Here is a 26,706-nt window from a genome sequence, read left to right as displayed (position 1 = left end):
CTGGGGGTAGGGAGCGGGCATGGTGCACATCCTTCCAGGCCGCCCAGTGGGCAAGCCAGATCAGATGTCACCTATCGGTGCGGCAGTCCCCCTTTGCATGACGTAGATTAGGTGACTGGTTACGTGACGTATCGGCCCTCAGCGAGCTGGCGGCACCGGTGCTGTCATGTAAACGGTCGTATATGTGACGAACGGAGAGCGCCATGCTTGTCGGGTACACGCGGGTCTCGAAAGCTGACGGATCCCAGACCACAGACTTGCAACACGACGCCCTCATCGCCGCGGGCGTCGACCCCGAGCGGGTGTATGAGGATCGGGCATCCGGGAAGAAGGACGACCGCCCCGAGCTGACCGCGTGTCTGAAGGGGTTGCGTGATGGGGACACGCTGGTGGTGTGGAAGCTGGACCGGCTCGGCCGGGACCTGCGCCATCTCGTCAACATCGTCCACGACCTCACCCAGCGCGAGATCGGACTGAAGGTCCTGACCGGTCAGGGAGCCGCGATCGACACCACCACAGCTTCCGGCAAGCTCGTGTTCGGCATCTTCGCCGCCTTGGCAGAGTTCGAACGAGAACTGATCTCCGAGCGCACCACCGCCGGCCTGGCCGCCGCCCGCGCCCGCGGCCGCACCGGCGGGCGGCCGTTCAAGATGACCCCCGCCAAGCTTCGCCTCGCGATGGCCTCCATGGGCAAGCCCGACACTCACGTCGGAGACCTCTGTGCCGAGCTCGGCGTCACCCGCCAGACTCTTTACCGTCATGTCTCACCCGCCGGGGAACTTCGAGACGATGGCAAGAAAGTCCTCGCTCGACGGTAGAGGGAGACGAGCCAGGTCGGACCCCAGTGACGAGCACCGGATGACCCTCCCTCGACACCCGCTTGGTAGCGGGCGTTGATGCGCACCGTGCCCGTGTTCATTCGACTTGCGGGACGCCAACCCGGCTTGTCATCGCTCGTCAGCGCTCATCCTGAAGGCTCTCAGGGCGCTCTTTCGGCAACGGACCTTCCGTTTTCTGGAAAGTTCCGCTGCCGATGATCTAGGATGCGTTCAGAGTGTACTCGCCCCGACGGGAGTTACGCTTTTCGGTAGCCAGACTCCCTCTCTCATGCTCTACGCAGAAGCCTGCGAGATCTCCCGCCAGCCCTTCTTAAGGATAACGATGTCCACAGTGAAGAAAAGCCGCCTCCTCGTCGCAATCTCGAGTCTTGCAATCTTCTCGTTAATGATCGCAACTCCGGCTCAAGCAGACGCCTCAGATAGCTTCGACCGCGCCGCCAATGCGGCCGAGGCGGAGGCACTTTCCGCTACTGCGGAGGACTTTCTTGACTCCGGCGACACGCTTAGTGTCGAAAGCCAGGGTATAGCGACCAGATCAACGGGCTATAAAGGGATAGTCTGCACTGGCCAACTTGATACCACCCACTATTCAAAGGGGGCGGGGGGAGCCATTTACAAGGTCAAGGTCAAGTGCACTGGGACCGGCCTCGACCGTGTCAACGTTCGCGTCCGCAGTATCCTCTCGTTCACGCCGCACGCGCAGGGGTCCCCCAAGAAGCGTGCTCAGGCAGACCAGATACGAACCGTCACTGTTGGGTCACCTTCACCGATGGTCTACTATGTCCCGATGTCGGGTAACGCCGGATTGGGCAATGGGTACTGGGTAAAGACCACTACCATGCAAATCACGTCACCTGGTCACGGCACCGTCGGCTCCAAGACTGTTTCAGAGAAGAAAAACATTGTTCGCAGGTGACCTCCCTAGCGTGGACGAGCGAGACATGTCTACTTTTGTCCTCCCAAGGTACAGAGCAGTCGCTCTGACCCAGATTGCGGATGAAAGCTACACAGCTAGTGATGCCTGGGACCTGGGCGCAGGAGACGTTGAGTCCGCGCTCAGCTGGTGCATCGAGAAGAGAAAAAACCTCGCCTCAGAGCCGCATCGCCTTGAGCTATATGCTCTCGTGGCGGCAGCTTCGTTCCCTTCAAGCGCGAGCGGAATTGGGCAGGACGATAAGGTTGCCATCCTCCTACAGGCATGGAACTGGCGGGTCGTCGTCACAGAAGACCCCGGCGGCCAGGTTGAGCGGATAGTGGCCGTCCCCTGACGGCTCGCGCTCCGTGAAGTCACCGGTCGAACGGCCTCGCCCACGCTTCATAGCCGGCACGAGGCCGTTTGACCGTTGAGTGCCACTAGAGCGTGTCTCCTAAGCTCGTGCCCGCTTGTGCGTGATTCTGGATAGATGAGCCGACGAAGCGTGTTGTCCGACGCCCAGTGGGAAACGATCCAGCCGCTGCTACCTGCCCAACAACCCTGGTCAGGGCGTCCGAGGCGGGATCACCGGCAGGTCGTCGAGGGAATCATCTATCGCTACCGCTGCGGGATCGCCTGGCGAGACCTCCCCGAGGATTTCGGGCCCTGGCAAACAGTGTGGAAGCGGCACCGTGCCTGGGCCGAGGACGGTGTCTGGGATCAGGTCCTCGACGCTCTCCTGGTGCGCGCCGACGACGAGGGGAAGCTGGACTGGTCAGTCGCGGTCGACTCCACGATCTGCCGCGCTCACCAGCACGGCACGAACCTCGAGCGCACCACAGGGGGCACTGTGGAACCACAAGAATCTCCGCGCTGAGCCGGCGGATCACGCGCTGGGCCGCTCTCGCGGCGGGCTCTCGACCAAGATCCACCAGCTCGTCGACGGCCACGGCCTGCCGCTGGTGATCCTCTGTGGCCCCGGCCAGGGCGGCGATTCACCGATGCTCGGCCCGCTACTGGACGCCCTCTCGGTGGACCGTCCTGGTCCCGGCCGTCCCCGCACCCGACCGGACATGCTGCGCGGCGACAAGGCCTACTCCTCCCGCGCCACCCGTTCCACCCTCCGTCGTCGCGGGATCAAGTGCGTGATCCCAGAGCCGCGTGACCAGCAGAAGCACCGCCGCAACCGGGGCTCACACGGCGGCCGTCCAGTCGGGCTGGACGCCGAGGCCTACCGCGGCCGCAACGTCATCGAACGCGGCTACAGCGACGTCAAGCAGTGGCGCGGACTGGCCACCCGCTACGACAAACTCGCCCTGACCTACCGCGCAGGAACAGTCCTGAGAGCCACGATCCAGTGGCTCAACCACCTGCTTTAGAGACTTGCCCTAGGTCAAACCTCAAATGGAGTATGGGCCGACCAGTGCAGTGGACTTCGGGCATCCGTGCAGTCGACTTCGAAAACTGACAGCCGCCGGCCGTTCGCGCAGGTCACCGTGTGTCATATCCGAGCACCATAATGTTCTGTGTCAGATATCCGTCAGGACCCGCAGTTATGACACAGGAGGCGGCGCCATGGCCGTGAACGAGGACTATCGACAGACCCAGATCGCCCGCGAGGTAGAACAGAGCGCCCGCACCCTGGCTCACTCCACCCGCGATGTCCCTACCCCGAGTGATTCCTACGCACTGCTGGGGGAGCTGGGGGCGACCGTGGATCACCTGGAGCAAGTCTGCCGGCAGCTCAGCCGGTGGCACGCAGCCGCACAGGAACCCGAGCACTTCGAGGGGGAGGACGCACGGGGCGACGGCACCGGGACCGCGACGGCAGCAACCGAGCTGGAGTCCGCCAGCGCCGCCCTGGCCACGGCATCCGCAGCTCTCATGCGTGCCCATGCCGCCAACGGCGTGGTGCGTTGGTCCGAGTGAGCGGAGCGCAGCACCGATGACCCTCTACGGCTATGCCCGCGTGTCCACCGAGGAGCAGTCCTTAGAGCGGCAGCTCGACGCGCTACTTGCCCGGGGCGTGGCGGCCGAGGATATCCACCAAGAGCGAGCGTCCGGCGCCTCCGAGCGCCGGCCCGTGCTGGACCGCCTACTGGACGACGTGCTCACGGCCGGCGACACTCTTGTCATCACCGACCTGGACCGCCTCTCCCGCCGCACCGCGCGCATCATCCTGACCCTGGACGACCTGGCTACCCGAGGCGTCACCGTGGAATCGCTGTACGAGTCCGTGGACACCTCGACGGCCGACGGACTGTTCAGCGTCACCATCCTCGGTGCGCTCGCTCAGCGTGAGCGCGACCGAATCCGCGAGCGCACCCGGGCCGGCCTGGCAGCTGCACGCGCCCGTGGACGGCACCCCGGCCGCCCCGTCGCAGTCACTCCAGAGCAGTACGAGACGGCGCTCATGCTGCGCGAGCTGGGGAAGTCCTACCGGCAGGTGGCAGCCGCCACGGGCGTGTCCGCCAGCACGGTCGCGCGGATATGCCGCGAGGAAACACCAGGGCATGCAAGATATCGATACGGACAACAGGCGCCACTACAGCAATGACCGTGCCATTGCGCACATGCGCTGACGCGCATAATCACTGGATCAGGCCTCCGCGGCGCGACTGCTCCGCCGGTAACCCTCTACGGCCATGCACGGGCGTGAGAGCCAGACCGCGCCGCACCCTGCCATGCAAAGAGCAAGATGCGGTGCGGCCACCGTAATAGGGTGCTACCGTCTTGAGTGAGTCTGCTCACAACTGGAGCGGTCGATTTCATCCTCTAAGGGGCATCATGAAGTTGCGTCGTCGAATTCTTGCAGCACTGGTCGCTGGGTTAATTTTTCTCCCCGGAACAGCGGCTTTGGCCGACGGAGGGGGAGACGGCTCCATCACGAGAACCGAATCAGGGAAATCCGCAGAAACCCTCGAATCACTGAAGGAACAGCTCGACAGTGTCGCCGTCGAACAAAACCCTACGGAGGTGCAAGAGCGCATCGAGTCCGGGCGTGATGACGTCGTCCTCATGACCCCCGAGGGAGAGACCGTCGCCGCCTTGACCTACTCCGAACTTGAATCTGAGGAAGATAGCTCCGGGGTGGCGATATACGCCATCTCGCCCATCTATGTCGGATGCGACATGAGTGGGCTAACCGCCACGTACATGTGTGTTGGGCAGACCGGAAACTACCGGACAGGGTTCTCTGGAACCGGCCGCTACACAATTAGCATGAATAACGTTGAGGTTTTCCAGGCTGGAACGCGCGCAAGTGCAGTGCAGCGCACCTCGAACAGCACATGGATCAGAGGTAGGGCCGGTCAGTTCGTCGTCATGACTTCACCGATCAGCATTCGAGCTGTCGAGCGCGTCTAGAGCTCCGCGTTCAGTGCAATGGCGCCCAGCTCAGAGCGGGGCGCCATTGCAGTCCAAGGACAGACCACCGCTACCCGAGCAAGAATCGGCGCACGTGTCCCAGCGGCAATGTGCCGCCCCGGCGCGCAGGGAGAGAGGGGTACTGCGGGTTGCCCATCTAATCCGCGAAGCGCCGCAAACGTATGGAAGGACCCGGTCAGACCATACGGACAGGATTGTGCACAGGACCTCGATCTTCCGGGCAGCCGACTTCGGCATGGGACACCTCGACGACTCTTTACGAGGGATCGCCATGTACGCAAGACCCGTACGGTGACAGGGGCGGTGAGGGGAGGGTAACTGCAACAATAGGGGCATGCATGTCGGCTACGCGCGCGTCTCGACTCTCGAGCAAGATCTCTCCGCCCAACGGGAAGCGCTCGAGCGCCTCGGAGTCGAGAGCAAGAACATCTACTTCGACCACGGCCTGACGGGAACGAACCGCGCCCGGCCCGGGCTGCGCGAAGCGCTGGCCGCGACCCGGGAGGGCGACACCCTGGTGGTGACCAAGCTCGACCGGCTAGCCCGCTCCCTCTCGGACGCGAGGGACATCGCCGACGAGCTCACCATCAAGGGAGTAGCGCTCAGCCTCGGCGGCAGCGTCTACGACCCCAACGACGCCGTCGGCCGGTTGCTCTACAACGTGCTCGGCATGGTGGCCGAGTTCGAGGCGGACCTCATCCGCCTACGCACCCGCGAGGGCATGGCCATCGCCAGATCCAAGGGCAAACTCAAGGGCAAGAAGCCCAAGCTCTCGCCCTCTCAGCGCAAGCACCTGCTGACGTTGCACGCGGCCGGCGAACACACCCAAGCCGAGCTCGCCGAGCTGTTCAACGTCTCCCGCACCACCATCTACCGCGAGCTGCGCCGCACCACGGCCCACACCTGACCGCGCCTGCACCGCCACTGAGCGATCACAGAAGCCCGCCACCAAACCATCACATCCACACGCAGCGGTACGCCGCTTACACAAGCGTGGCCAGCGTCCAAAACGGGCCGTCTGACACAGATCTGCTCCGTGGGGTATACCCCAACAGGGCATACGACCCTCGCGCCACTCGGTCCCACAAGGAGCGTTGTACAACATCCATTGTGGAGTACGGTGGAGCGATGACGCCTCGATCGAACGTTCATCAAGCCGCGCAGATGCGCGTGCTCGCCCACCCCACGCGCTTGCGTCTCCTAGCACTGCTGCGCGAGCTAGGTCCGCAGACGGCCGCGCATCTCGCCGAGTACGTCGATGAGGCTCCCGGCACGCTGAGTTATCACCTCAGCAAGCTCTCCGATGCCGACTTCATCGAGGAGGCTCCGGAGGCGGGCTCAGATGGTCGTCAGCGATGGTGGCGCGCCCGCCATGAAGCGACAGTCTGGGATACCGCTGAGTTCTCGCGCGACCCTGAGAAGTTCTCGGCACAGCGGGGCATGTTCCAGGTAATCGGTCAGTACTACGCCCAGCGGTTCGATGCATACATCGAGAGCACCGCTCACCTTCCGGAGGAATGGGTTCGTGCAGGCTTCACCACCGACCGTCGTCTGCGCCTCACCGTGGAGCAGCTGCAAGAGCTGAACACGGAGATCCACGCGCTGGAAGAGCGGTGGCTCCAGATCAGTGCGCAGAGCACGGAGGTGAGTGGAGCCGAGGAGGTGTTCTTCCTCGCGCAGGGATACCGGCAGCCGTGACCACGGCTCACCCCCGCGCCGCTACACCCCTTCGTGCGCTCCTAGTCAGCCACACTCTCTCCCGCACCGGCAATGTCGTCACGATATTCGCCATCCCGTTCGCCGTACTCGGCACTGGTGGCGGGCCCGTTGAGGTCGGAATCGCCGCAGCTGCCACGACAGCACCCGTCGTCATCGGCGGGGCTCTCAGTGGCGCCCTGGTCGACCGCCTCGGCCACGTCCGATCGTCTGTCCTCTCAGACCTGATCAGCGGTGCAACCCTGGCGCTCATCCCGTTACTGGCAGGCGCCGGCCTGCTCCCCTTCGGCGCCCTGTTATTGCTGGTGTTTCTCGGTGGTCTTCTCGATACCCCTGGCGAGACTGCACGCAGGGTCCTCCTGCCTCCCCTGTCTGAGCAGGCGCGCATTCCGATTGAGCGCTCCATCGGTTTCCTTGATGGCACCACTCGCTTGTCCACTCTGCTCGGAGCGCCCCTCGCGGGCATCCTCGTGGCGACTCTTGGCCCGTACCCCGCGCTGTACCTCACTGCTGCTGCCTTCGCCGTGTCAGCGCTCCTCACCGCGGCCTCGGTGCGACTCCCGGCCAGCACGCTTCCAGAACCAAGTGGCCAGAGCTACTGGCGCGACCTGAGAGACGGCTTCGGATTCGTTGTCCACGATCCCCTGCTAATTCGCATCATCGGTCTGGTCTTGATCGCGAACACACTGGATGCGGCACGCTCGGCAACCCTGCTCCCGCTCTACGCAGTCGAGAACCTCAACGGCCCCGCCTCCCTCGGCATCATCGTCGGCGCGTTCGGAGCAGCAGCCCTCACCGGCACTGTCGTCTTCGGATACATCGCCCACCGACTCCCCCGCCGAGTCCCCTTCGCACTGTGCTTCACGATCGCCGGCAGCTACGCCCTCGCCCCGGCACTCGGGTTCCATGTACCGGGAATGATCGGGGCCGCAGCGATCTGCGGACTCGCAGCCGGAGCGCTCAATCCCATCATCGGAGCCGCCCAATTCGAACGCGTCCCCGCCAACCTCCGAGCTCGAGTCTTCGGCCTCGTCACTGCATGTGCCTGGGCCGGCATGCCGCTCGGCGGACTCGTGGGCGGCCTAGGGGCAGAGCTCCTTGGCGTCCGCACCACCTTCGCTGTCATCGCTACCATCTACATAGTCGTCTCCCTCACCCCGCTGCTGGGCGGAGCGTGGCGCCTCATGGAACGCCCTACACCGAGCGGACCGACACACAGTTAGGCGTCGCGCTCGAACCCGCGGAGCAGTGCCAAACAGGGGCACCCCAGCAGGTCAGTTGCCGAGTGGTCTCTTGCGGTTGCCGATAGGGTCCAATTCAGCACTTTTGCGACACAACTGTCGCACTGGGTATACCCCAGTGGCACACCCGGGCTGCGGCATCCCCACGGTTCCCAGTAGGGCCGTTTTCGGGTGTTTCGTGACAGATCTGTCCACCTCGGGCGGCCGACCACCTCAGTGCGACATCCCGTGCAACTGCTCCCTGGGCATCCGCGGCGTGTTGGTGCGAACTGCGGCTACTGAGCTCGTCAGGCCTGCGCAGGGGCGCGCTCTCCGGGGATCGCGGCGGCTGTCCTCGGCGCCGACGTTTTCGGGGGCCGGCTCGAGGGTGTGTCCGCACTCGACGCGTGTGCGAGGCGGAGCATCGGCCATGCGCAGCGGCGGCGATCATCGAAGGATGATCGCCGCCGCGTCGTGCTCAGAGGGGCTGGCTCAGAGCCAGTCGCCCTGCGCGGCGCGCTTCTCGGCGCCGATGGTGGTGTCGGGCCCGTGGCCGGTGTGGACCACCGTGTCCTCGGGCAGCGCGAACAGGCGCTCGCGCACCGACTCCTCGATCGTCTCCCGCGAGGAGAAGGAGCGCCCGGTGGCACCCGGACCGCCCTGGAACAGGGTGTCGCCGGAGAACACGGCGCCCAGCTCCTCGGAGTAGTAGCAGGTCGAGCCGGGGGAGTGGCCCGGGGTGTGGAGCGCTTCGAGGTTCACCCCAGCGATCGTGAACATGTCACCGTCTTCGACCTCGTCGTCCCAGGGCAGGTCGCCGTGGGTGAGCTGCCAGATCTCACGGTCGGCGGGGTTCAGCAGGATCGGAGCCTCGAGCGCCTCGGACAGCTCTGGGGCCATGCGGACGTGGTCGTCATGGGCGTGGGTGAGCAGGATGCCCACGCACTCCCGGTTGCCGACCAGGTCGAGCACGGTGTCGACGTCGTGCGGGGCATCGAAGACCACGCACTGTTCGTCGTCGCCCAGCACCCAGACGTTGTTGTCCACCTGGTGGGTCTCGCCGTCGAGGCTGAAGGTGCCGGAGGTGACGGCGTGTGCAAGGCGGGCGGTCATCGTGCCACCTCCACCACGGTGCGCAGGCTGTTGCCGTCGTGGAGCGCATCCAGCGCGCCGTCGACTCCGGCGAGGTCCGTGCGGCCGGTGACGAAGCGATCCAGCGGCAGTCGGCCCTGAAGGTAGAGGTCGATCAGATACGGGAAGTCCCGCTCGGGGAGGCAGTCGCCGTACCAGGAGGACTTCAGCGCCCCGCCGCGACCGAAGACATCCAGCAGCGGGAGGGTGATCTCCACCCCCGGGCGCGGCACGCCTACGAGCACCACGCGACCGGCGAGATCGCGGGCGTAGAAGGCGGCCTCGTAGGTCTGCGGGATGCCGACGGCGTCCACGACCACGTCGGCGCCGAAGCCGCCGGTGAGCTCCTGGACCTTCTCGGCCACCTGCTGGGGGGAGAGGTCCTTGGCGTGCACTGTGTGGGTCGCGCCCAGGTCCTTCGCGGCGGCGAGCTTCTTCTCGTCGACGTCCAGGCCGATGATGGTGGTGGCGCCGGCGAGCTTCGCCCCGGCGATCGCGGCGCAGCCCACGCCGCCCAGGCCGATCACGGCGAGGGACTCGCCGCGCTGCACCTGGCCGGTATTGATCGCCGCGCCGATGCCGGCCATCACGCCGCAGCCCAGGAGCCCGGCGACCTCGGCGGGCGCATCCTGCGAGACCTTCGTGCACTGGCCCTCGTGGACCAGGGTCTTCTCCGAGAAGGAGCCGATGCCCAGCGCCGCGGTGAGCTCCGTGCCGTCGGTGAGGGTCATGGGCTTCGAGGCGTTGTGGGTGTCGAAGCAGTACTGCGGCACGCCCTTCTTGCAGGCGCGGCACTCGCCGCACACGGCGCGCCAGTTCAGCACCACATAGTCGCCGATCTCCACGTGGGTGACGTTCTCGCCGATCACGGAGACGCGGCCTGCGGATTCATGCCCCAGCAGGAAGGGGAACTCGTCGTTGATCCCGCCGTCGCGATAGGCGAGGTCGGTATGGCAGACGCCGGTCGCCTCGATGTCGACGACGACGTCGTTCGGCCCCGGGTCGGGGATGACGATATCGAGCAGCTCGGCGGGCTGCTTCTCACTGCGGGCGACGACGCCCTTCACGGTCCAGGTCACAGAGTCCTCCTCGGAGACGATGATGCTGCGGCCAGCCTACGAGAGTCGCCTGAGTGCCGTGGACCGCATGGGCTGGGGGTGTTGTGACACGGTCGCAGAGCGGCGTCGGATGTGCGCCCTGTCCGCGCCTCCTAGAATGGTTCGCGGTGCCCGCGCCGCTGTTCCCGCACCGCGGTGCCCGTGCCCTCCTGCCCCCGGACGAAAGCGATACCTGTGTCCGAGTCATCCTCGACTCCCGCCGCCCCGGCCATCGACGAGGCGACCATCGGTGACGCCATCGATGCTGCGCTCTCCGCGATCGCCGCGGCCGCCACCACCGCCGAGCTCAAGCAGGCGCGGATCGCCCACGTCGGCGATGCCAGCGTGCTCTCGAGCGCGAACCGCGCGATCAAGGATCTCCCCAAGGAGCAGAAGGCCGCCGCCGGCAAGCTGGTCGGCCAGGGCAAGGGCCGGGTCCAGAAGCAGCTCGCCGCCCGCCAGGAGGAGCTCGCCGCCGCCGAGGAGGAGGCCGCGCTCGCCGCGGAGACGGTCGACGTCACCCTTCCCACGGACCTGCGCCCTCGCGGGGCCTCGCATCCGCTGACGGTGCTGCAGGACCGCATCAACGACTTCTTCGTCGGCATCGGCTGGGAGATCGCCGAGGGGCCGGAGATCGAATCCTCCTGGCTGAACTTCGATGCGCTGAACGCCGATCCGGAGCACCCCTCGCGCTCTCTGCAGGACACCCTGTACGTCGCGCCCGAGGGCTCCGGGATGCTGCTGCGCACCCAGACCTCCCCGGTCCAGATCCGCGCCATGCTCGAGCGCGGCGCCCCGCTGTACGTCGCCTGCCCCGGCACCGTCTACCGCGCCGACGAGATCGACGCGACCCACTCGCCGATGTTCCACCAGGTCGAGGGGCTCGCGATCGACAAGGGCCTGACGATGGCGAACCTCGTCGGCACCCTCGACGCCTTCGCCGCGCACATCTTCGGCGGAGCGCCGATCACGCGCCTGCGTCCCAACCACTTCCCCTTCACCGAGCCCAGCGCCGAGATGGACTTCCGCTGCTTCAGCTGCGAGGCGCGCGAGGGCCTGGACCACGACGCGGACCCGAGCTGCCGCGTGTGCGGCGGGACCGGCTGGATCGAGATGGGCGGCTGCGGCATGGTCCACCCGAACGTCCTGCGTGCGGCCGGCGTGGACCCCGAGGAGTACCAGGGCTTCGCCTTCGGCCTCGGGATCGAGCGCATCCTCATGCTCCGCAACAGCGTGGCGGACATGCGCGACATGGTGGAGGGCGACGTCCGCTTCTCCCAGCACTACGGTACGGAGATCTGAGATGCCCCGCATTCCCCTGACCTGGCTCGCCGAGCACACCGAGCTGATTTCCGGCGCCTCCGCCCAGCAGGTCGCCACCGACCTCTCCCGCGTGGGACTCGAAGAGGAAGCGATCTTCGGCGCGCAGGTGACCGGCCCGCTCGTCGTCGGCCGTGTGCTCGACCTCGTCAAGGAGCCCCAGAAGAACGGCAAGACCATCAACTGGGTGCGCGTGGACGTCGGCCCCGAGCACAACGAGGAGCTCGACAACCCCAAGGATCCGCAGCCGGGGCAGGAGCGCCCCAGCCGGGGCATCATCTGCGGTGCGCACAACTTCGTCGAGGGAGACCTGGTCGTGGTGTCCCTGCCCGGCACTGTGCTGCCCGGCGACTTCGCGATCGCGGCCCGCAGGACCTACGGCCACACCTCCGACGGCATGATCTGCTCCGGCGACGAGCTGGGCCTGGGCGAGGACCCCTCGGGCGAGGACGGCATCATCGTGCTGGGTCGTGGCCACGCCGAGGGCCTGACCGGCGAGCCCGGCGATGATGCGATCGCGCTGCTCGGTCTCGCCGACGAGGTCGTCGAGGTCAACGTGACCCCGGACCGCGGCTACTGCTTCTCGATGCGTGGCGTCGCCCGCGAGTACTCCCACGCGACCGGTGCGAGCTACACCGACCCGGTCTCCACTGTCGCGGTCCCTTCGGCTGACGCCGGCGGGCTTGCCGTCCAGCTGCGCGACGACGCCCCGATCCGCGAGGTCGCGGGCTGCTCCCGCTTCGTCGCCCTCGAGGTGCGCGGCGTGGACCCTGCCGCGCAGACCCCGCGCTGGATGGCGCGCCGCCTGACCCTGGCCGGCATGCGCCCGATCTCGCTGATCGTCGACGTCACCAACTACGTGATGCTCGACCTCGGCCAGCCGCTGCACGCCTACGACGCCGACCAGGTCGTCGCCCCGATCGTGGTGCGCCGTGCCCGGAAGGGCGAGAAGCTCACCACCCTCGACGACGTCACCCGCACTCTGGACCTCGAGGACCTGCTGATCACCGACAGCGACGGCGGCGAGGGCGCACGCATCCTCGGCATCGCCGGCGTGATGGGCGGAGAGTCCACCGAGGTCTCTGCGGCGACCACGAACATCGTGCTCGAGGCGGCGACCTTCCACTCGATCTCGGTGGCCCGCTCAGCGCGCCGCCACCGCCTCCCCTCCGAGGCCTCCAAGCGCTTCGAGCGCGGCGTCGACCCCCAGCTCCCGCTCGCGGCCGCCTACCGCGCCGCCCAGCTGATCGTGGAGTTCGGCGGGGGCGAGATCGCCTCCTCTGTGACCGATGAGGGAGGCGCGCCGGCGGCGTCCGCCCCGATCGCGCTCCCGCTCGGCGATGCCGAGCGCGTGGTCGGCATCGCCTACACGCCGGAGCAGGTGCGCGGCAGCCTCGAGATGATCGGCTGCCGGGTCGAGGACGGGTCCGAGGGCACCCTGTCGGTCACCCCGCCCACCTGGCGCCCGGACCTCACCATCCGGGAGGACCTGATCGAGGAGATCGCCCGCCTGGTGGGCTACGAGACGATCCCCTCGATCCTGCCCACCGCGCCGGGCGGTCGCGGCCTCACCCGGGCCCAGCGTGCGCGCCGCGATGCGAACCGCGCGCTCGCTGAGGCTGGTCTCGTCGAGGTCACCTCCTATCCTTTCGTGGGCGAGGGCATCTTCGACGCCCTGCGCTACGAGCCCGGTGATGCGCGGCGCGAGGCCGTGCGCCTGCTGAACCCGCTGGCCGACGACGAGCCGCTGATGCGAAGCTCCCTGCTGCAGACCCTGCTGCCGGTGGCGCGCCGGAACCTCGGCCGCGGCGAGGAGTCAGTGGCGATCTTCCAGCTCGGCACCACCTCCCGCTCCCGCGGCGAGGGCTCCCGCTCTCCGGTCCCTGCCGCCGCGCAGCGTCCCACCGACGCCGAGCTCGAGCAGGTCCTCGCAGCGTTGCCGCTCCAGACCCGCACCCTCGCCGCGGTGGTGGGCGGGGCGTCCGGCCCGGATTCCTGGCAGGGCGAGGTCGCGCCCTGGGGCTGGGCCGACGCCTTCGACCTCGCACGTCGGGCGGCTGCGGCCGTCGGCGCCGACCTCGAGGTGCGCCAGACCGAGCATGCTCCGTTCCACCCCGGCCGCGCCGGGGAGCTGCGGGTGCTCGCCGCCGATGGGGAGAGCACGGTGATCGGCCATGCCGGTGAGCTGCACCCCGCCGTGGTCAAGGAGTTCGGCCTCCCGGCGCGCACCAGCGCGTTCGAGCTCGACCTCGAGGCGCTCATCGCCTCGGCCCCTGCCGTGGTGGTCGCCGCTCCGGTGCCCACCTACCCGGTGGCCAAGGAGGACTTCGCCTTCGTGGTCGACCAGGAGGTCCCTGCCGCGGCTGTCGAGGCCGCGATCGTCGTGGGCATCGGCGACCTCGCCGAGAACGTCCACCTGTTCGATGTCTTCACCGGTGAGCAGATCGGAGAGGGGAAGAAGTCGCTCGCCTTCGCGGTGCGGCTGCGCTCCACCGAGGGCACCTTGACCGCCGAGCAGATCGGTGAGGCGCGCAAGCGCTGCATCGCCGCCGTCGATGCGGCCGTCGGGGGAGTGCTGCGCGCATGAGCCCGATCCCCCCGGCCACCGAGCCCACGAACTCTGCGCCCGAGACCACGGGCCCTGCGCCGGTGCCGACCGTGCCGGCGCGGAACGGCACCATCGCCTGGGCGCTGGGTTTCCTCGCCTATTTCCCGATCCCCTTCGTGGGCCTGCTGATCGCCGGGATCACCCAGCTCATCGTCGGCCTCGGCCAGCGAAAGCACGGCGGGCTCGCCGCGGTCAACGGCGTGCGCGCCGCGAACTGGGGCTTGACCCAGCTGTGCTGGCCGGTGCTGATGGCGCTCACGATGCTGATCGCGGTGCTCACCGGAGTCCCGTCGCCCACCGGCGACGGGATGATGTTCCACCCGGTGATGAACGTGCTCGTCTTCACGGTGCTGGGACTGTTCTTCGCTGTCGGCCTGCTGCAGGTGATCTACGCGATCGTCGGCACCGTGATGGCGTCCAAGGGCAGGCCTGTGGGGCTGCCCGTGATCCCGTTCCTGCGCGCTCCGCGCGGCTGAGGAACCGCTCCGGTAGGGCGCGTGGGAGCCGTCGTCCCGGTCACGCCCGTCCGACTGGCTGATCATGCATTCGGCTGTATATACTTCCGGCATGATGTCCGTAACCGCTGACGCCGTCCACTCCTCGACCCAGAGCACCTCGCCTGTGGGGAGCGGTGCGCAGCGACCCCGAGTCGCCGTCGTCGGCGCCTCCGGATATGCCGGGGGAGAGACGCTCCGGCTGCTCGCCTCCCATCCGGGCGTCGAGATCGCCACCGTGACCGCGCATTCGAGCGCGGGCAAGCCTCTCAGCGAGGTCGCCCCGCACATCGACCTCGGCCACGACCCGGTGCTGGCCGAGACGAGCGTGGACACCCTGCGCGGTCATGACGTGGTCGTGCTCGCGCTGCCCCATGGCCAGTCGGGGCAGATCGCCGCTGCGCTGCGCGCCGAGGACCCGGATGTGCTGGTCCTCGATCTCGGCGCCGACCACCGGCTCGAGAGCGCCGAGGACTGGGGCGAGTACTACGGCAGCGAGCACTCCGGCACCTGGACCTACGGCATGCCCGAGCTTCCGCTGGCCGACGGCACTCGCCAGCGCGACCTGCTGGTCGGCGCCCGCGAGATCGCCGTGCCCGGATGCAATGCCACCGCCGTCTCGCTCGCGCTCGCGCCGCTGGTGCGGGCAGGCCTCGTGGACGCCGCACAGCTCAGCGCCGTGCTGCCGGTCGGCTACTCCGGCGCCGGCCGCGCGGCCAAGCAGCATCTGATGTTCGCCGAGGCCTCCGGCAGCGCCGCCCCCTATGCCGTCGGCGGCAGCCACCGCCACGTCCCCGAGGTGCTGCAGAATCTGCGCCGCGCCACGGGCGAGACGGGCCAGCGCCTGACCTTCACCCCGGTGCTGGTGCCCATGAGCCGCGGGATCCTCGCAGTGTGCACCGCGCCCGCCGCGGAGGGCACCACCACCGCAGATCTGCTCGGCGCCCTGCAGGGCGACTATGCGGACGAGCACTTCGTGACCGTCCTGCCCGAGGGAGTCTTCCCCACCACCGGTGAGGTGACCGGTGCGAACACGCTCCGCATCGGGGCCGCGGTGGATCGTCACAGCGGCCAGGCCACCGTGATCTCCGCGCTGGACAACCTTGTCAAGGGCACGGCCGGGGCGGCGATCCAGTCCATGAACCTCGCGCTGGGCCTGCCTGAGGGCACCGGCCTGACCAGGACCGCGCTCGCCCCCTGAGCACGAGCCCCAGAACTCCCCCCCCCCGCCGACGCCGGACCGCCAGGCTCCGGCAGCGCGCCCGCCGCAGCACCCCAGACCTCCCAGGAGCTCCCATGTCGATCACCCGCCCTCGCGGCTTCCGTGCCATCGGTCTTGCCGCCGGTGTCAAGGCCAACGGCAAGGACGACCTCACCCTGATCGTCAACGACGGCCCTCGCGACGTCGCCGCCGCGGTGTTCACCCGCAACCGGGTCCAGGCGGCGCCCGTCCTCTGGTCCCGCCAGGCTGTCTCGGACGGTCGGGCCCGGGCCGTGGTCCTGAACTCCGGAGGCGCGAACGCATGCACCGGCCCGGAGGGCTTCGCCGACACCCACCGCACCGCCGAACACCTCGCCGGCCTGCTCGACGTCGCCGCCCAGGACGTGCTCGTCTGCTCGACCGGTCTGATCGGGGAGCGCCTGCCGATGGAGCCGCTGCTGGCCGGGGTCACCACCGCCACCGGACGGCTCGAGGCCGGACCGGAGGCCGATGCCGCAGCCGCCCGCGGGATCATGACCACCGACTCGGTGCCCAAGACCGCGGAGGTCACCACCCCCTCCGGCGCCGTCGTGGGCGGGATCGCCAAGGGCGCCGGCATGCTCGCCCCGCAGCTGGCGACCATGCTCGTGGTGCTCACCACCGATGCCGACGTCGACGCGGAGACGGCGGACGCAGCGCTGCGCACCGCGACGGCCACCACCTTCGACCGCGTCGACTCCGACGCCTGCATGTCCACCAACGACACCGTCCTCCTGCTGGTCTCCGGCGCGAGCGGGATCACCCTCGGACTCGAGGAGCTCGCCGAGGCGGTCCGCGCCGTCAGCGCCGACCTCGCCCGTCAGCTGGTGGCCGACGCCGAGGGCGCGAGCCACGACGTCCACGTGATCGTCAGCTCCGCCACCACCGAGCAGGCCGCCCTCGCCGTCGCCCGGGAGATCGCCCGGTCCAACCTGGTCAAGGCCGCGATCTTCGGCAACGACCCCAACTGGGGCCGCATCGTCTCCGCCGCCGGCTGCGTGCCCGAAGCCGTGGCCCCCTTCGACGTCGCGGACCTCTCCGTCACCGTCAACGGGATCGAGGTGTGCCGCGCCGGCGGCGCCCACCGCGACCGCTCCGAGGTGGACATGACCCCTCGCGAGACCCTCATCGAGGTCGACCTCAGCGCCGGTGAGGCCACCGGTGACATCTGGACCAACGACCTCACCCACGACTACGTCGAAGAGAACAGCGCCTACTCCTCATGAACCCCACCCCGAACTCTCCGGACACCGCAGCCGCCGCCGACGGCGCGCCCGGCACCGGCTCGTCGGCCGACGCCCCACTGGTCGGCAAGAACCCTCTGGCCCAGCTCGACGCCGCCCGCAGTGAAGCCCGCGAGAAGTCAGAGGTACTGATCGAGGCGATGCCCTGGATGCAGCGCTTCCGCGGCAGGATCGTGGTGGTCAAGTACGGCGGCAACGCGATGGTCGACGAGGAGCTGCGGCGCGGCTTCGCCGCCGACATCGTCTTCATGCGCCTGGCCGGGATCCGCGTGGTCGTGGTCCACGGCGGCGGCCCGCAGATCAACGCGATGCTGGAGCGCGTGGGCAAGGAGTCCACCTTCCGCGGCGGTCTGCGCGTGACCGACGCCGAGACCATGGACATCGCCCGGATGGTGCTGGTGGGTCAGGTGGGCCGGGAGCTGGTGGGACTGATCAACCATCACGGCCCCTTCGCCATCGGCATGTCCGGGGAGGACGCGCGCCTGTTCACCGCCACCCGCCGCGGCACCGTCGTGGACGGCGAGGACGTCGACCTCGGCCATGTGGGTGCGGTGGGCGCGGTCAACATCGACGCCATCAGCGATCTGCTCGAGAGCGGGAGGATCCCGGTGATCTCCTCGATCGCCCCCGAGGTCGACGCCGACGGCAACCCCACCGGCGACGTCCTGAACATCAACGCCGACCTCGCCGCCGCGGCGCTCGCCGAGGGCCTGGATGCGGAGAAGCTGGTGATGCTCACCGACGTCGAGGGCCTCTACCGCGACTGGCCCGACCGTGCCTCGCTGATCCCCGAGATCTCCGCCTCCGAGCTGCGCGAGATGCTCCCCGGCCTCACCGCCGGGATGATCCCCAAGGCCGAGGCGCTGCTGGGAGCCGTCGACGCCGGTGTGCGCACCGCGGCGATGATCGACGGCCGGATCGAGCACGCCGTGCTGCTGGAGGTGTTCACGACCAAGGGCGTGGGCACCATGGTGAGGAGGGACGACTATGTCTGAGCAGGAACAGCACGCGCCGGAGCAGCCCACGCGGGAACAGCCCACGCAGGATCTCGCCCAGCGCTACGGGGACGCTCTGCTGCCCGTGTTCGGCACTCCCCAGAAGGTCCTCGCCCGCGGCGAGGGCGTGCACGTCTGGGACACGGACGGGAAGCAGTACCTCGACCTGCTCGCCGGGATCGCCGTCAACGCGCTCGGCCACGGCCACCCGGCGCTGCTGGCCGCGATCACGAAGCAGGCGGAGACCCTCGGGCACGTCTCGAACTTCTTCGCCTCCGCCCCCCAGATCGAGCTGGCCGAGAAGCTGCTGCAGCTCGCCGAGGCCCCGGCAGGGTCCGGGGTGTTCTTCGCGAACTCCGGCACCGAGGCCAACGAGGCCGCCTTCAAGATCGCCCGCCGTACCGGCCGTCCGCGGATCCTCGCGCTGCGCAATTCCTTCCACGGCCGCACCATGGGCGCCCTCGCCCTCACCTGGAAGGAGGCGTATCGGACCCCGTTCGAGCCGCTTCCCGGCGGGGTCGAGTTCCTCGAGGTCGGGGACGAGGCGGCCCTCGCCGAGGCGCTCGCCCCCGGTGACGTGGCCGCGGTCTTCGCCGAGCCGATCCAGGGCGAGGCCGGGGTGCGCCCGCTCAGCACCGAGTACCTCCTCGCGCTGCGCCGGCTCACCCGTGAGCACGGCACCCTGCTGATCCTCGACGAGGTCCAGACCGGCATCGGCCGCACCGGGCACTGGTTCGCCCACCAGGCGCTCGAGGACTTCCAGCCCGACGTGATGACCCTCGCCAAGGGGCTCGGCGGCGGCTTCCCGATCGGCGCCGTGATCAGCTACGGCCCCGCCGTGCACGATCTGCTGCAGCCCGGCCAGCACGGCACCACCTTCGGGGGGAACCCGCTGGCCTCCGCCGCCGCGCTCGCCGTGCTCGGCACGATCCTCGAGGACGATCTGCTCCCGCACGTCCGTGAGGTCGGCGCTGGCTTCACCCGCGACGTGCTCGCCCTCGAGCATCCCCTGATCGAAGAGGTGCGCGGCGCCGGCCTGCTGCTCGGCATCGGCCTGCGCGCACCGATCGCCCCGCAGCTCGCGGCGGCCGCTCTCACGGCAGGTTTCATCGTCAACGCCCCGGATGCGACCACCCTGCGGATCGCCCCGCCGCTGGTCATCACCCCGGCCGAGCTCGGCACCTTCGCCGCGGCCCTGCCCGCCCTGCTCGAGGCCGCTGCGCCTGAAGGAGAGAACTGAGATGCCCCGTCACTTCCTGCGCGATGACGACCTGAGCCCCGCCGAGCAGAAGGAGGTGCTGGCCCTCGCGCTGGCCCTCGCCGAGGATCGCTTCGCCAAGCGCCCGCTGGACGGGCCGCGCACGGTCGCGATCATGTTCGACAAGTCCTCCACCCGCACCCGGGTGTCCTTCGCGACCGGGGTCGCGGAGCTCGGCGGCAGCCCGTTGGTGATGGAGGCCGGCAGCAGCCAGCTCGGTCGCGGCGAATCCATCGCCGACACCACCCGAGTGCTCACCCGGATGGTCTCCGCGATCGTCTGGCGCACCTTCGGCCAGGAGCGCATCGAGGAGATGGCCGCGAACGCGAGCGTGCCGGTCATCAACGCCCTCACCGATGAGTTCCATCCCTGCCAGATCCTCGCGGACCTGCAGACCATCGCCCAGCACACCGGCGGACTGGCCGAGGGTGACGCGGCGCTGGCAGGACGTTCCCTGGCCTACCTCGGCGACGGGGCGAACAACATGGCCCACTCCTACCTGCTCGGCGGCGTCACCGCCGGCATGGACGTGCGGATCGCCTCCCCGGTCTCCCATCGGCCGGATCCGGCGATCGTGGCCCGCGCCGAGGAGATCGCCGCGACCACCGGCGGGAGCGTCACTCTCACCGATGATCCCCGGGTCGCCGTTAGGGACGCCACCGCGGTCATCACCGACACCTGGGTGTCGATGGGTCAGGAGGGCGAGGACGGCCGGGGTGAGGAGACGTTCGCGCCCTTCCAGGTCACCGAGGAGCTGATGGAGCTCTCGGGCGGGCTGTTCCTGCACTGCCTGCCCGCCTACCGCGGCAAGGAGGTCACTGCCGAGGTGATCGATGGCCCCTCCTCCGTGGTGTGGGATGAGGCCGAGAACCGCCTGCATGCGCAGAAGGCGCTGCTGACCTGGCTGCTCGAGAACCCCGATCAGAGCACCGCCGCGCACGCCCTCCCGTGGGGAGCGCGACGATGACCGATTCCCGTCGTGCGCTCGCCCAGACCAAGACCTCCCGTCAGCAGCGCATCGTCCAGCTGCTCACCCATCAGGAGGTGTCCTCGCAGTCCCAGCTCGCACAGCTGCTGACCGCCGAGGGCATCGAGGTCACCCAGGCGACGCTCTCGCGGGACCTGGTCGAGCTGCAGGCGGAGAAGATCCGCGGCTCAGCGGGCAGCCTCGTCTACCGGCTGCCCCCGGAGGGCGGCACCGCCCGCCCGGCGGCCGCTCCGGAGAACGAGCTGCTCGAGGCGAGGCTGCCACGCCTCGCGGAGGGCCTGCTGGTCTCCGCGGAGGCCAGCGGCAACCTGGTGGTGGTGCGCACCCCGCCCGGGGGTGCGCAGTATCTCGCGTCCGCGATGGACCGTTCGGTGATGCCGGATGTCCTCGGTACGATCGCAGGCGATGACACCGTGCTGCTGGTCGCCCGGGACCCTGCAGGCGGTGACCGGCTCGCCGAGCGACTGCTCGATCTCGCGGACGGCCGACGGGAGATCGCCGACCTCCCGACACCGCCCAGGCACCGGTCCGCACAGACGGATCCTGCCGGTGCCGCCGACTCGTCGGCCCCCGACGCGCCACGCAGCGCCTGACCACTTCGATCTCCACACCCCACTCCTCAAGACCCGAAGACCTCAAGACCCCCTAAGAAAGACCCCCTAAGACCTCTCGACCTCGGGCACCGGCCTCGCCGGACCTGCCTGAGCACCCTGTGAATCACGACTAGGAGCATCACCGTGACTGAAAAGATCGTCCTCGCCTACTCCGGCGGCCTCGACACCTCCGTGGCCATCGGCTGGATCCACGACGCCACCGGCGCCGACGTCATCGCCTGCGCGGTGGATGTCGGTCAGGGCGGAGAGGATCTCGAGGTGATCCGCCAGCGCGCCCTGGACTGCGGCGCCGTCGAGGCATACGTCGCCGACGCCCGCGACGAGTTCGCCAACGAGTACTGCATGCCCGCGCTCCAGGCGAACTCGCTGTACATGGATGCCTACCCGAACGTCTCCGCGATCTCCCGCCCGGTGATCACCAAGCACCTGGTCAAGGCAGCCAAGAAGTACGGCGCCACCACGGTCGCCCACGGCTGCACCGGCAAGGGCAACGACCAGGTCCGCTTCGAGGTCTCGATCACCTCGCTGGCCCCCGAGCTCAAGTGCATCGCCCCGGTGCGCGACCTCGCACTGACCCGTGACAAGGCGATCCAGTACGCGGAGCAGAAGGGCCTCCCGATCGAGACCACCAAGCACAACCCCTTCTCGATCGACCAGAACGTGTGGGGCCGCGCCATCGAGACCGGCTTCCTCGAGGACATCTGGAACGAGCCCACCAAGGACGTCTTCAGCTACACCGATGACCCGGCCTTCCCGCCGGTCGCCGACGAGGTCATCATCTCCTTCGAGCGCGGCATCCCGACGGCGATCGACGGCCGCCCCGTCTCTCCGCTCGAAGCGATCCAGGAGCTCAACCGCCGCGCCGGCGCCCAGGGCATCGGCCGCATCGACATCGTCGAGGACCGCCTGGTGGGCATCAAGTCCCGCGAGGTCTACGAGGCCCCCGGCGCGATGACGCTGATCACCGCTCACCAGGAGCTCGAGCGCGTGACCCTCGAGCGCGAGCAGGCCCGCTTCAAGCGCACCGTGAGCGACCGCTGGACCGACCTGGTCTACGACGGCCAGTGGTTCTCCCCGCTGAAGAAGTCCCTGGATGCCTTCATCTCGGACACCCAGCGCTACGTCAGCGGTGACATCCGCATGACCCTGCACGGCGGCCGCGCCACCGTCACCGGTCGCCGCACCGAGACCGGCCTGTACGACTTCAACCTCGCCACCTACGACGAGGGTGACACCTTCGACCAGGGCAGCGCCCGCGGCTTCATCGACATCTACGGCCTGGCCGCGAAGCAGGCCGCAGCCCGCGACGTCGCCTTCGGCAACGGCGAGGACCTCGACGCCGCACCCGAGGGGCAGGCATGAGCCGGAACGGCTCGCTGCCCGATCAGGACGGTTCCCTGTCCAGCACCGCCGCGTCGTCGACCGCAGCAGACCAGTCGGCCGCTGCGGACCCGTCGGCCGCGAAGGAGAACGCCTCGCTGTGGGGCGGGCGCTTCGGCACCGGCCCCGCGGCGGCGCTGGCCGCGCTCTCGGTGTCCACCCATTTCGACTGGCGGCTGGCGCAGTACGACCTGCGCGGCTCGAAGGCGCACGCCAATGTGCTCCACACCGCCGGTCTGCTGAGCGATGACGAGCTCTCCGGCATGCAGGAGGCGCTGGACACCCTCGCGGCCGACGTCGCCTCCGGCGAGTTCACCGCCGCACCCGAGGACGAGGACGTGCACACGGCCCTCGAACGCGGCCTCATCGAGCGTGCGGGAGCGGATCTCGGCGGCAAGCTGCGCGCCGGACGCTCCCGCAACGACCAGATCGCCACGCTGATCCGGCTGTTCATCCGCGATCAGGCCCGCGCCGTCGGCGACCAGGTCCTCGACCTCGTCGACGTGCTGGTGGCCCGGGCCCGGGAGGTGCACGGCGCTCCGATGCCGGGTCGCACCCACCTCCAGCACGCCCAGCCGCTGCTGCTGAGTCACCACCTGCTGGCCCATGCCTGGCCGCTGCTGCGGGATGTGGAGCGGCTGCGGGATCTCGATGTCCGCACGGACAGCTCCCCGTACGGCTCCGGGGCGCTGGCCGGATCGAGCCTGGGCCTGGACCCGCAGGCGGTCGCCGCAGAGCTGGGCTTCTCGGACTCGGTGTGGAACTCGATCGACGGGACCGCCTCGCGCGACCTCACCGCCGAGTTCTCCTTCGTGCTCGCGATGATCGGGATCGACCTCTCGCGGCTCGCCGAGGAGATCATCCTGTGGAACACCAAGGAGTTCTCGTTCATCACCCTGGACGATGCCTACTCCACCGGCTCCTCGATCATGCCGCAGAAGAAGAACCCGGACATCGCCGAGCTCGCGCGCGGCAAGGCGGGGCGCCTGATCGGTGACCTGGTGGGCCTGCTCAGCACGCTCAAGGCGCTGCCGCTCGCGTACAACCGCGACCTGCAGGAGGACAAGGAGCCGGTCTTCGATCAGGTCGACTCGCTGGACCTGGTGCTGCCGGCGTTCACGGGGATGATGGCGACCCTGGTCTTCCACACCGAGCGGATGGCCGAGCTCGCGCCGCAGGGCTTCTCGCTCGCGACCGACATCGCGGATCACCTCGTGCGCCGCGGGGTCCCCTTCCGCATCGCCCACGAGATCTCCGGCGAATGCGTCAAGGTCGCCGAGTCACAGGACAAGGAGCTGTGGGATCTCACCGACGCGGAGATGTCCTCCATCTCGGAGCACCTGGACGGCTCGGTCCGTGCGGTGCTCACCGTCGAGGGCTCCATCGCCTCTCGTGACGCGAAGGGCGGGACCGCTCCGGTCCGGGTCGCGGAGCAGGAGGATGCCGCCGCCGCGGTGATCTCCACGCTGCGCGGATTCACCCGCGACCGCTGAGCAACGGGCCCCGCCCGTCACCCTGGCCGTCCGTCCACCGGGTTCGTCTGGCCACCGGGCTCCTCCGGCCACAGGACTCGTCTGGCCACCGGGTTCCTCCGGCCACCGGGTTCGCCTGGCCATTGGGCTGCCCCGGCCACCGGGTTCGCCTGGCCATCGGGCTCCTCCGGCCACCGGGCTCCTCCGGCCACCGGAGATCTGTCACCAGTGAGCGTTGAACGGCCATACGACGTTCAACGCTCACCAGGGACAGGAATCTGGTGGCCGGAAAGGGTGCGGCCACTCCGCCGGCCTGGGATCTGTGACAATGGCGCTCGGGCACGCACACTGCGGGCTCGACGGGTACGACGCATGGGCCACGGCCCTTTCGCACCCGACCAGTCAGACTCCGGCCGGTCCGGCCGGATCACCGGCACCTCTGTGCCCCTCCGAGAGGAACCGATCGATGCATTCCGTCCTGGACGAGCTCGCCTGGCGAGGACTCGTCGTACAGACCACCGGGCGCGAGGCGCTCGGCAGCGCTCTGGCGGACGGACCGGTCAGCCTGTATTGCGGCTTCGACCCGACGGCGTCCTCCCTGCACGTCGGCCATCTGACCCAGGTGCTCACGATGCGCCGGCTCCAGCTCGCCGGGCACCATCCCTACGCGCTGGTGGGCGGCGCGACCGGCCTGATCGGTGATCCTCGTATGTCCGGGGAGCGCGTGCTCAATGATTCCGAGCTCGTCGCGACCTGGGTGGACAGCCTGCGAGGGCAGATCTCCCGTTTCCTCGACCTCGAGGGGGAGTTCGCCGTGACCATGGTGAACAACCTCGACTGGATCGGGCAGATGAGCGCCCTGGACTTCCTGCGAGACATGGGCAAGCACTTCCGCATGGGCACCATGCTCGCCAAGGACACCGTTGCTCGTCGCCTGCAGAGCGATGAGGGGATCAGCTACACCGAGTTCAGCTACCAGGTGCTCCAGGGCATCGACTACCTCGAGCTGCATCGCCGCCACGGGGTCTCCCTGCAGTTCGGGGGCAATGACCAGTGGGGGAACCTGCTCGCGGGTGTCGACCTGATCCACAAGGTCGAGGGCCATGACGCGCACGCCCTGACCACGCCGCTGGTCACCAAGGCCGATGGCACGAAGTTCGGCAAGAGCGAAGGCGGCGCCGTCTGGCTGGACGCGGAGCTCACCAGCCCCTACGCCTTCCACCAGTTCTGGCTCAACGCAGCCGACGGGGACGTCGTGAACTACCTGAAGTACTTCACCTTCCGGTCCCAGGAGGAGATCGCCGAGCTCGAGCACGCCACCGCTGAGGCGTCCCACCAGCGTGCAGCTCAGAAGCTGCTCGCCGACGACCTCACGACCATGGTCCACGGCGACCAGTCCACCACGCAGGCCAAGGCAGCGGCGGCGGTCCTGTTCGGACGAGGAGATGTGCGGGAGCTCGATGAGCGGACGATCCTCGCCATCGCCCGCGAGCTGCCGGGTGCCGAGATTGCCGTGACCACCCCGCTGGTCGATGCGTTCGTCGAGGCCGGCATCGCCGCGTCGAAGGGCGCTGCCCGGCGCGACGCTGAAGGTGGCGGCCTTTCAGTGAACGGGGAGAAGGTGACTCCTGAGGATCTCGCCCGAGAGGTGGGAGAGCTCCAGGCGCTGCCGGGCAGGCATCTGCTGCTGCGTCGAGGACGGAAGAACGCCGCGATGGTCCGCCTCGCCGGCTGACGATCGACCCGCTGGACGACGAGCCCCGAGCTCTGCTGATGCAGAACTCGGGGCTTGTCCTGGATCTGAGGCAGGGGACCGACCCGGCTACGAGAGCCCTACTCACCAGGTCGACGACGCGAATATGGCCCACGATCGAAACTGTCAAGCCGACGAGAAGTTCCGGTGACGCCCCTCTCAGACGCGGGTCACATTCGCGTGAACGAGCGCTTTCCCCAGGTCCTGAAACGCCGTCTGACCTGCAGTGATGCCCGTCTGATGAGGTGAATGAGAGGTGAATCCTCCGGTTTGACGGCCCCCGCCGGGACCCGTAATGTTCTTTCTTGTCAGCAGGAAGAACGCAGACGCCGAGGGCCGAGAGCCTCCCACTGGGAAGCGAACGGAACGGAGCGAAGCGGGACAGCTGCAGGACTGCCGGACCGGGAGACCGAGATGGTGAACGTGAGCAGGTCAGAGGGAAGATCGCGAGTCGATCTGAACGAGACCGGGAGCACACGGAGCGGAGTTGGACCGGGCCGCGAAGAACTGCTAGAGTAGTGATTCGCGCCGGAACGACGACGTAGAACGTCAGTCGGCAGGAATTTTCCGCCGGCGCCACCGAGCCTCTGACTCGAACCGCACTGCGGGGAGAGAACGATGTGCGCGTGTTGCTTGATATCTCAATAGCGTGTCTGTTTGTTGATGCCATTTATTTGAATGGCAATTATAATACGGATGATACAGCAGTTATATGCTGGTTGTTTGTTTATGTTGTCAGGATACTGTTTTTCATGTTTTTTCATGGAGAGTTTGATCCTGGCTCAGGACGAACGCTGGCGGCGTGCTTAACACATGCAAGTCGAACGATGATGGTGGTGCTTGCATCACCTGATTAGTGGCGAACGGGTGAGTAACACGTGAGTAACCTGCCCCTCACTTCGGGATAACCTCGGGAAATCGTGGCTAATACCGGATATGAACTTCTACCGCATGGTGGTTGTTGGAAAGATTTATCGGTGAGGGATGGACTCGCGGCCTATCAGTTTGTTGGTGAGGTAATGGCTCACCAAGACGAT

24 protein-coding genes and 1 rRNA gene are annotated in these 26,706 nt (G+C 68.2%); 23 read left to right on the top strand and 2 right to left on the bottom strand.

Annotation, left to right across the window (positions count from 1 at the left end; all coding sequences use genetic code 11):
• The first annotated feature begins 203 nt into the window (after positions 1–203).
• The 10 genes from Q0937_RS17715 to Q0937_RS17670 all read left to right on the top strand — a co-directional run bounded on the left by Q0937_RS17715 (position 204) and on the right by Q0937_RS17670 (position 8,078).
• Positions 204–818, top strand: coding sequence for a recombinase family protein (locus tag Q0937_RS17715; protein WP_299306315.1), 615 nt, complete (start codon positions 204–206; stop codon positions 816–818).
• A 289-nt stretch (positions 819–1,107) separates the two neighbouring features.
• Complete coding sequence (locus tag Q0937_RS17710; RefSeq protein ID WP_299306314.1) at positions 1,108–1,755, top strand: hypothetical protein; 648 nt, start codon at positions 1,108–1,110, stop codon at positions 1,753–1,755.
• Between the two features lie 25 nt (positions 1,756–1,780).
• A complete protein-coding gene (locus Q0937_RS17705) occupies positions 1,781–2,107 on the top strand; it encodes a hypothetical protein (RefSeq protein WP_299306312.1) in 327 nt (108 codons plus the stop codon).
• Between the two features lie 135 nt (positions 2,108–2,242).
• Positions 2,243–3,131 (top strand): IS5 family transposase gene (locus tag Q0937_RS17700; RefSeq protein WP_299306310.1). Its coding sequence is split into 2 segments (ribosomal slippage): positions 2,243–2,593 and positions 2,595–3,131, totalling 888 coding nucleotides; the frame shifts between segments, so codons are not numbered across the junction.
• A gap of 196 nt (positions 3,132–3,327) precedes the next feature.
• Positions 3,328–3,681: a hypothetical protein gene (locus tag Q0937_RS17695; protein ID WP_299306309.1), complete on the top strand. Its 354-nt coding sequence runs from the start codon at positions 3,328–3,330 to the stop codon at positions 3,679–3,681.
• A gap of 16 nt (positions 3,682–3,697) precedes the next feature.
• Positions 3,698–4,309 (top strand): recombinase family protein, encoded by a 612-nt coding sequence (locus Q0937_RS17690; protein WP_299306307.1) that lies wholly within the window; start codon positions 3,698–3,700, stop codon positions 4,307–4,309.
• A gap of 230 nt (positions 4,310–4,539) precedes the next feature.
• Entirely contained in the window at positions 4,540–5,118 is a 579-nt protein-coding gene (locus Q0937_RS17685; RefSeq protein ID WP_299306305.1) for a hypothetical protein, read from the top strand.
• Positions 5,119–5,473: 355 nt separating this feature from the next.
• Complete coding sequence (locus Q0937_RS17680) at positions 5,474–6,046, top strand: recombinase family protein (protein ID WP_299306303.1); 573 nt, start codon at positions 5,474–5,476, stop codon at positions 6,044–6,046.
• 203 nt (positions 6,047–6,249) lie between these two features.
• Positions 6,250–6,837 carry a winged helix-turn-helix domain-containing protein gene (locus tag Q0937_RS17675; protein ID WP_299306300.1) on the top strand — a complete coding sequence of 196 codons (588 nt, stop codon included), beginning with the start codon at positions 6,250–6,252 and terminating at the stop codon, positions 6,835–6,837.
• The gene (locus tag Q0937_RS17670; protein WP_299306298.1) at positions 6,834–8,078 is read left to right on the top strand and encodes an MFS transporter; all 1,245 of its coding nucleotides are present in this window, start codon (positions 6,834–6,836) and stop codon (positions 8,076–8,078) included. The genes Q0937_RS17675 and Q0937_RS17670 overlap by 4 nt, the downstream gene beginning before the upstream one ends.
• Positions 8,079–8,567: 489 nt before the next feature.
• On the opposite strand, the gene Q0937_RS17665 is transcribed toward Q0937_RS17670, so the two are convergent.
• Together Q0937_RS17665 and Q0937_RS17660 are read right to left on the bottom strand one after the other, a co-directional pair.
• Positions 8,568–9,188 (bottom strand): MBL fold metallo-hydrolase, encoded by a 621-nt coding sequence (locus Q0937_RS17665; RefSeq protein WP_299306297.1) that lies wholly within the window; start codon positions 9,186–9,188, stop codon positions 8,568–8,570.
• Positions 9,185–10,285, bottom strand: a complete 1,101-nt coding sequence (locus tag Q0937_RS17660; protein WP_299306295.1) for an S-(hydroxymethyl)mycothiol dehydrogenase — start codon at positions 10,283–10,285, stop codon at positions 9,185–9,187. Before Q0937_RS17660 ends, Q0937_RS17665 begins: the two co-directional genes overlap by 4 nt.
• A gap of 213 nt (positions 10,286–10,498) precedes the next feature.
• On the opposite strand from Q0937_RS17660, the gene pheS reads away from it, so the two are divergent.
• The 13 genes from pheS to Q0937_RS17595 all read left to right on the top strand — a co-directional run.
• Positions 10,499–11,605: a phenylalanine--tRNA ligase subunit alpha gene (gene pheS, locus Q0937_RS17655; protein ID WP_299306293.1), complete on the top strand. Its 1,107-nt coding sequence runs from the start codon at positions 10,499–10,501 to the stop codon at positions 11,603–11,605.
• 1 nt (position 11,606) lies between these two features.
• Positions 11,607–14,210: a phenylalanine--tRNA ligase subunit beta gene (pheT, locus tag Q0937_RS17650; RefSeq protein WP_299306291.1), complete on the top strand. Its 2,604-nt coding sequence runs from the start codon at positions 11,607–11,609 to the stop codon at positions 14,208–14,210.
• Positions 14,207–14,707, top strand: coding sequence for a hypothetical protein (locus Q0937_RS17645; protein ID WP_299306289.1), 501 nt, complete (start codon positions 14,207–14,209; stop codon positions 14,705–14,707). The genes pheT and Q0937_RS17645 overlap by 4 nt, the downstream gene beginning before the upstream one ends.
• 91 nt (positions 14,708–14,798) lie before the next feature.
• Positions 14,799–15,926, top strand: a complete 1,128-nt coding sequence (gene argC / locus Q0937_RS17640; protein ID WP_299306288.1) for an N-acetyl-gamma-glutamyl-phosphate reductase — start codon at positions 14,799–14,801, stop codon at positions 15,924–15,926.
• 95 nt (positions 15,927–16,021) lie between these two features.
• Positions 16,022–17,191, top strand: coding sequence for a bifunctional glutamate N-acetyltransferase/amino-acid acetyltransferase ArgJ (gene argJ / locus Q0937_RS17635; RefSeq protein ID WP_299306286.1), 1,170 nt, complete (start codon positions 16,022–16,024; stop codon positions 17,189–17,191).
• Positions 17,188–18,204, top strand: a complete 1,017-nt coding sequence (gene argB, locus Q0937_RS17630; protein ID WP_299306284.1) for an acetylglutamate kinase — start codon at positions 17,188–17,190, stop codon at positions 18,202–18,204. Before argJ ends, argB begins: the two co-directional genes overlap by 4 nt.
• Positions 18,197–19,444, top strand: coding sequence for an acetylornithine transaminase (locus tag Q0937_RS17625; protein WP_299306282.1), 1,248 nt, complete (start codon positions 18,197–18,199; stop codon positions 19,442–19,444). The genes argB and Q0937_RS17625 overlap by 8 nt, the downstream gene beginning before the upstream one ends.
• 1 nt (position 19,445) lies before the next feature.
• Entirely contained in the window at positions 19,446–20,429 is a 984-nt protein-coding gene (gene argF, locus Q0937_RS17620; protein ID WP_299306280.1) for an ornithine carbamoyltransferase, read from the top strand.
• Positions 20,426–21,043 carry an arginine repressor gene (locus Q0937_RS17615; RefSeq protein ID WP_299306276.1) on the top strand — a complete coding sequence of 206 codons (618 nt, stop codon included), beginning with the start codon at positions 20,426–20,428 and terminating at the stop codon, positions 21,041–21,043. The genes argF and Q0937_RS17615 overlap by 4 nt, the downstream gene beginning before the upstream one ends.
• A gap of 144 nt (positions 21,044–21,187) precedes the next feature.
• Complete coding sequence (locus tag Q0937_RS17610; RefSeq protein ID WP_299306274.1) at positions 21,188–22,426, top strand: argininosuccinate synthase; 1,239 nt, start codon at positions 21,188–21,190, stop codon at positions 22,424–22,426.
• On the top strand, positions 22,423–23,937 hold the full coding sequence (gene argH, locus Q0937_RS17605) for an argininosuccinate lyase (RefSeq protein WP_299306272.1): 1,515 nt from the start codon (positions 22,423–22,425) through the stop codon (positions 23,935–23,937). Before Q0937_RS17610 ends, argH begins: the two co-directional genes overlap by 4 nt.
• Positions 23,938–24,382: 445 nt before the next feature.
• Positions 24,383–25,651 (top strand): tyrosine--tRNA ligase, encoded by a 1,269-nt coding sequence (gene tyrS / locus Q0937_RS17600; protein WP_299306270.1) that lies wholly within the window; start codon positions 24,383–24,385, stop codon positions 25,649–25,651.
• A 777-nt stretch (positions 25,652–26,428) separates the two neighbouring features.
• A 16S ribosomal RNA gene (locus Q0937_RS17595) occupies positions 26,429–26,706 on the top strand; the annotation flags it as partial.

The organism is uncultured Brachybacterium sp. (assembly GCF_947500705.1).
In the GTDB taxonomy this organism is placed as follows: domain Bacteria; phylum Actinomycetota; class Actinomycetes; order Actinomycetales; family Dermabacteraceae; genus Brachybacterium.
This window is presented reverse-complemented; position numbering and strand designations above follow the sequence as displayed.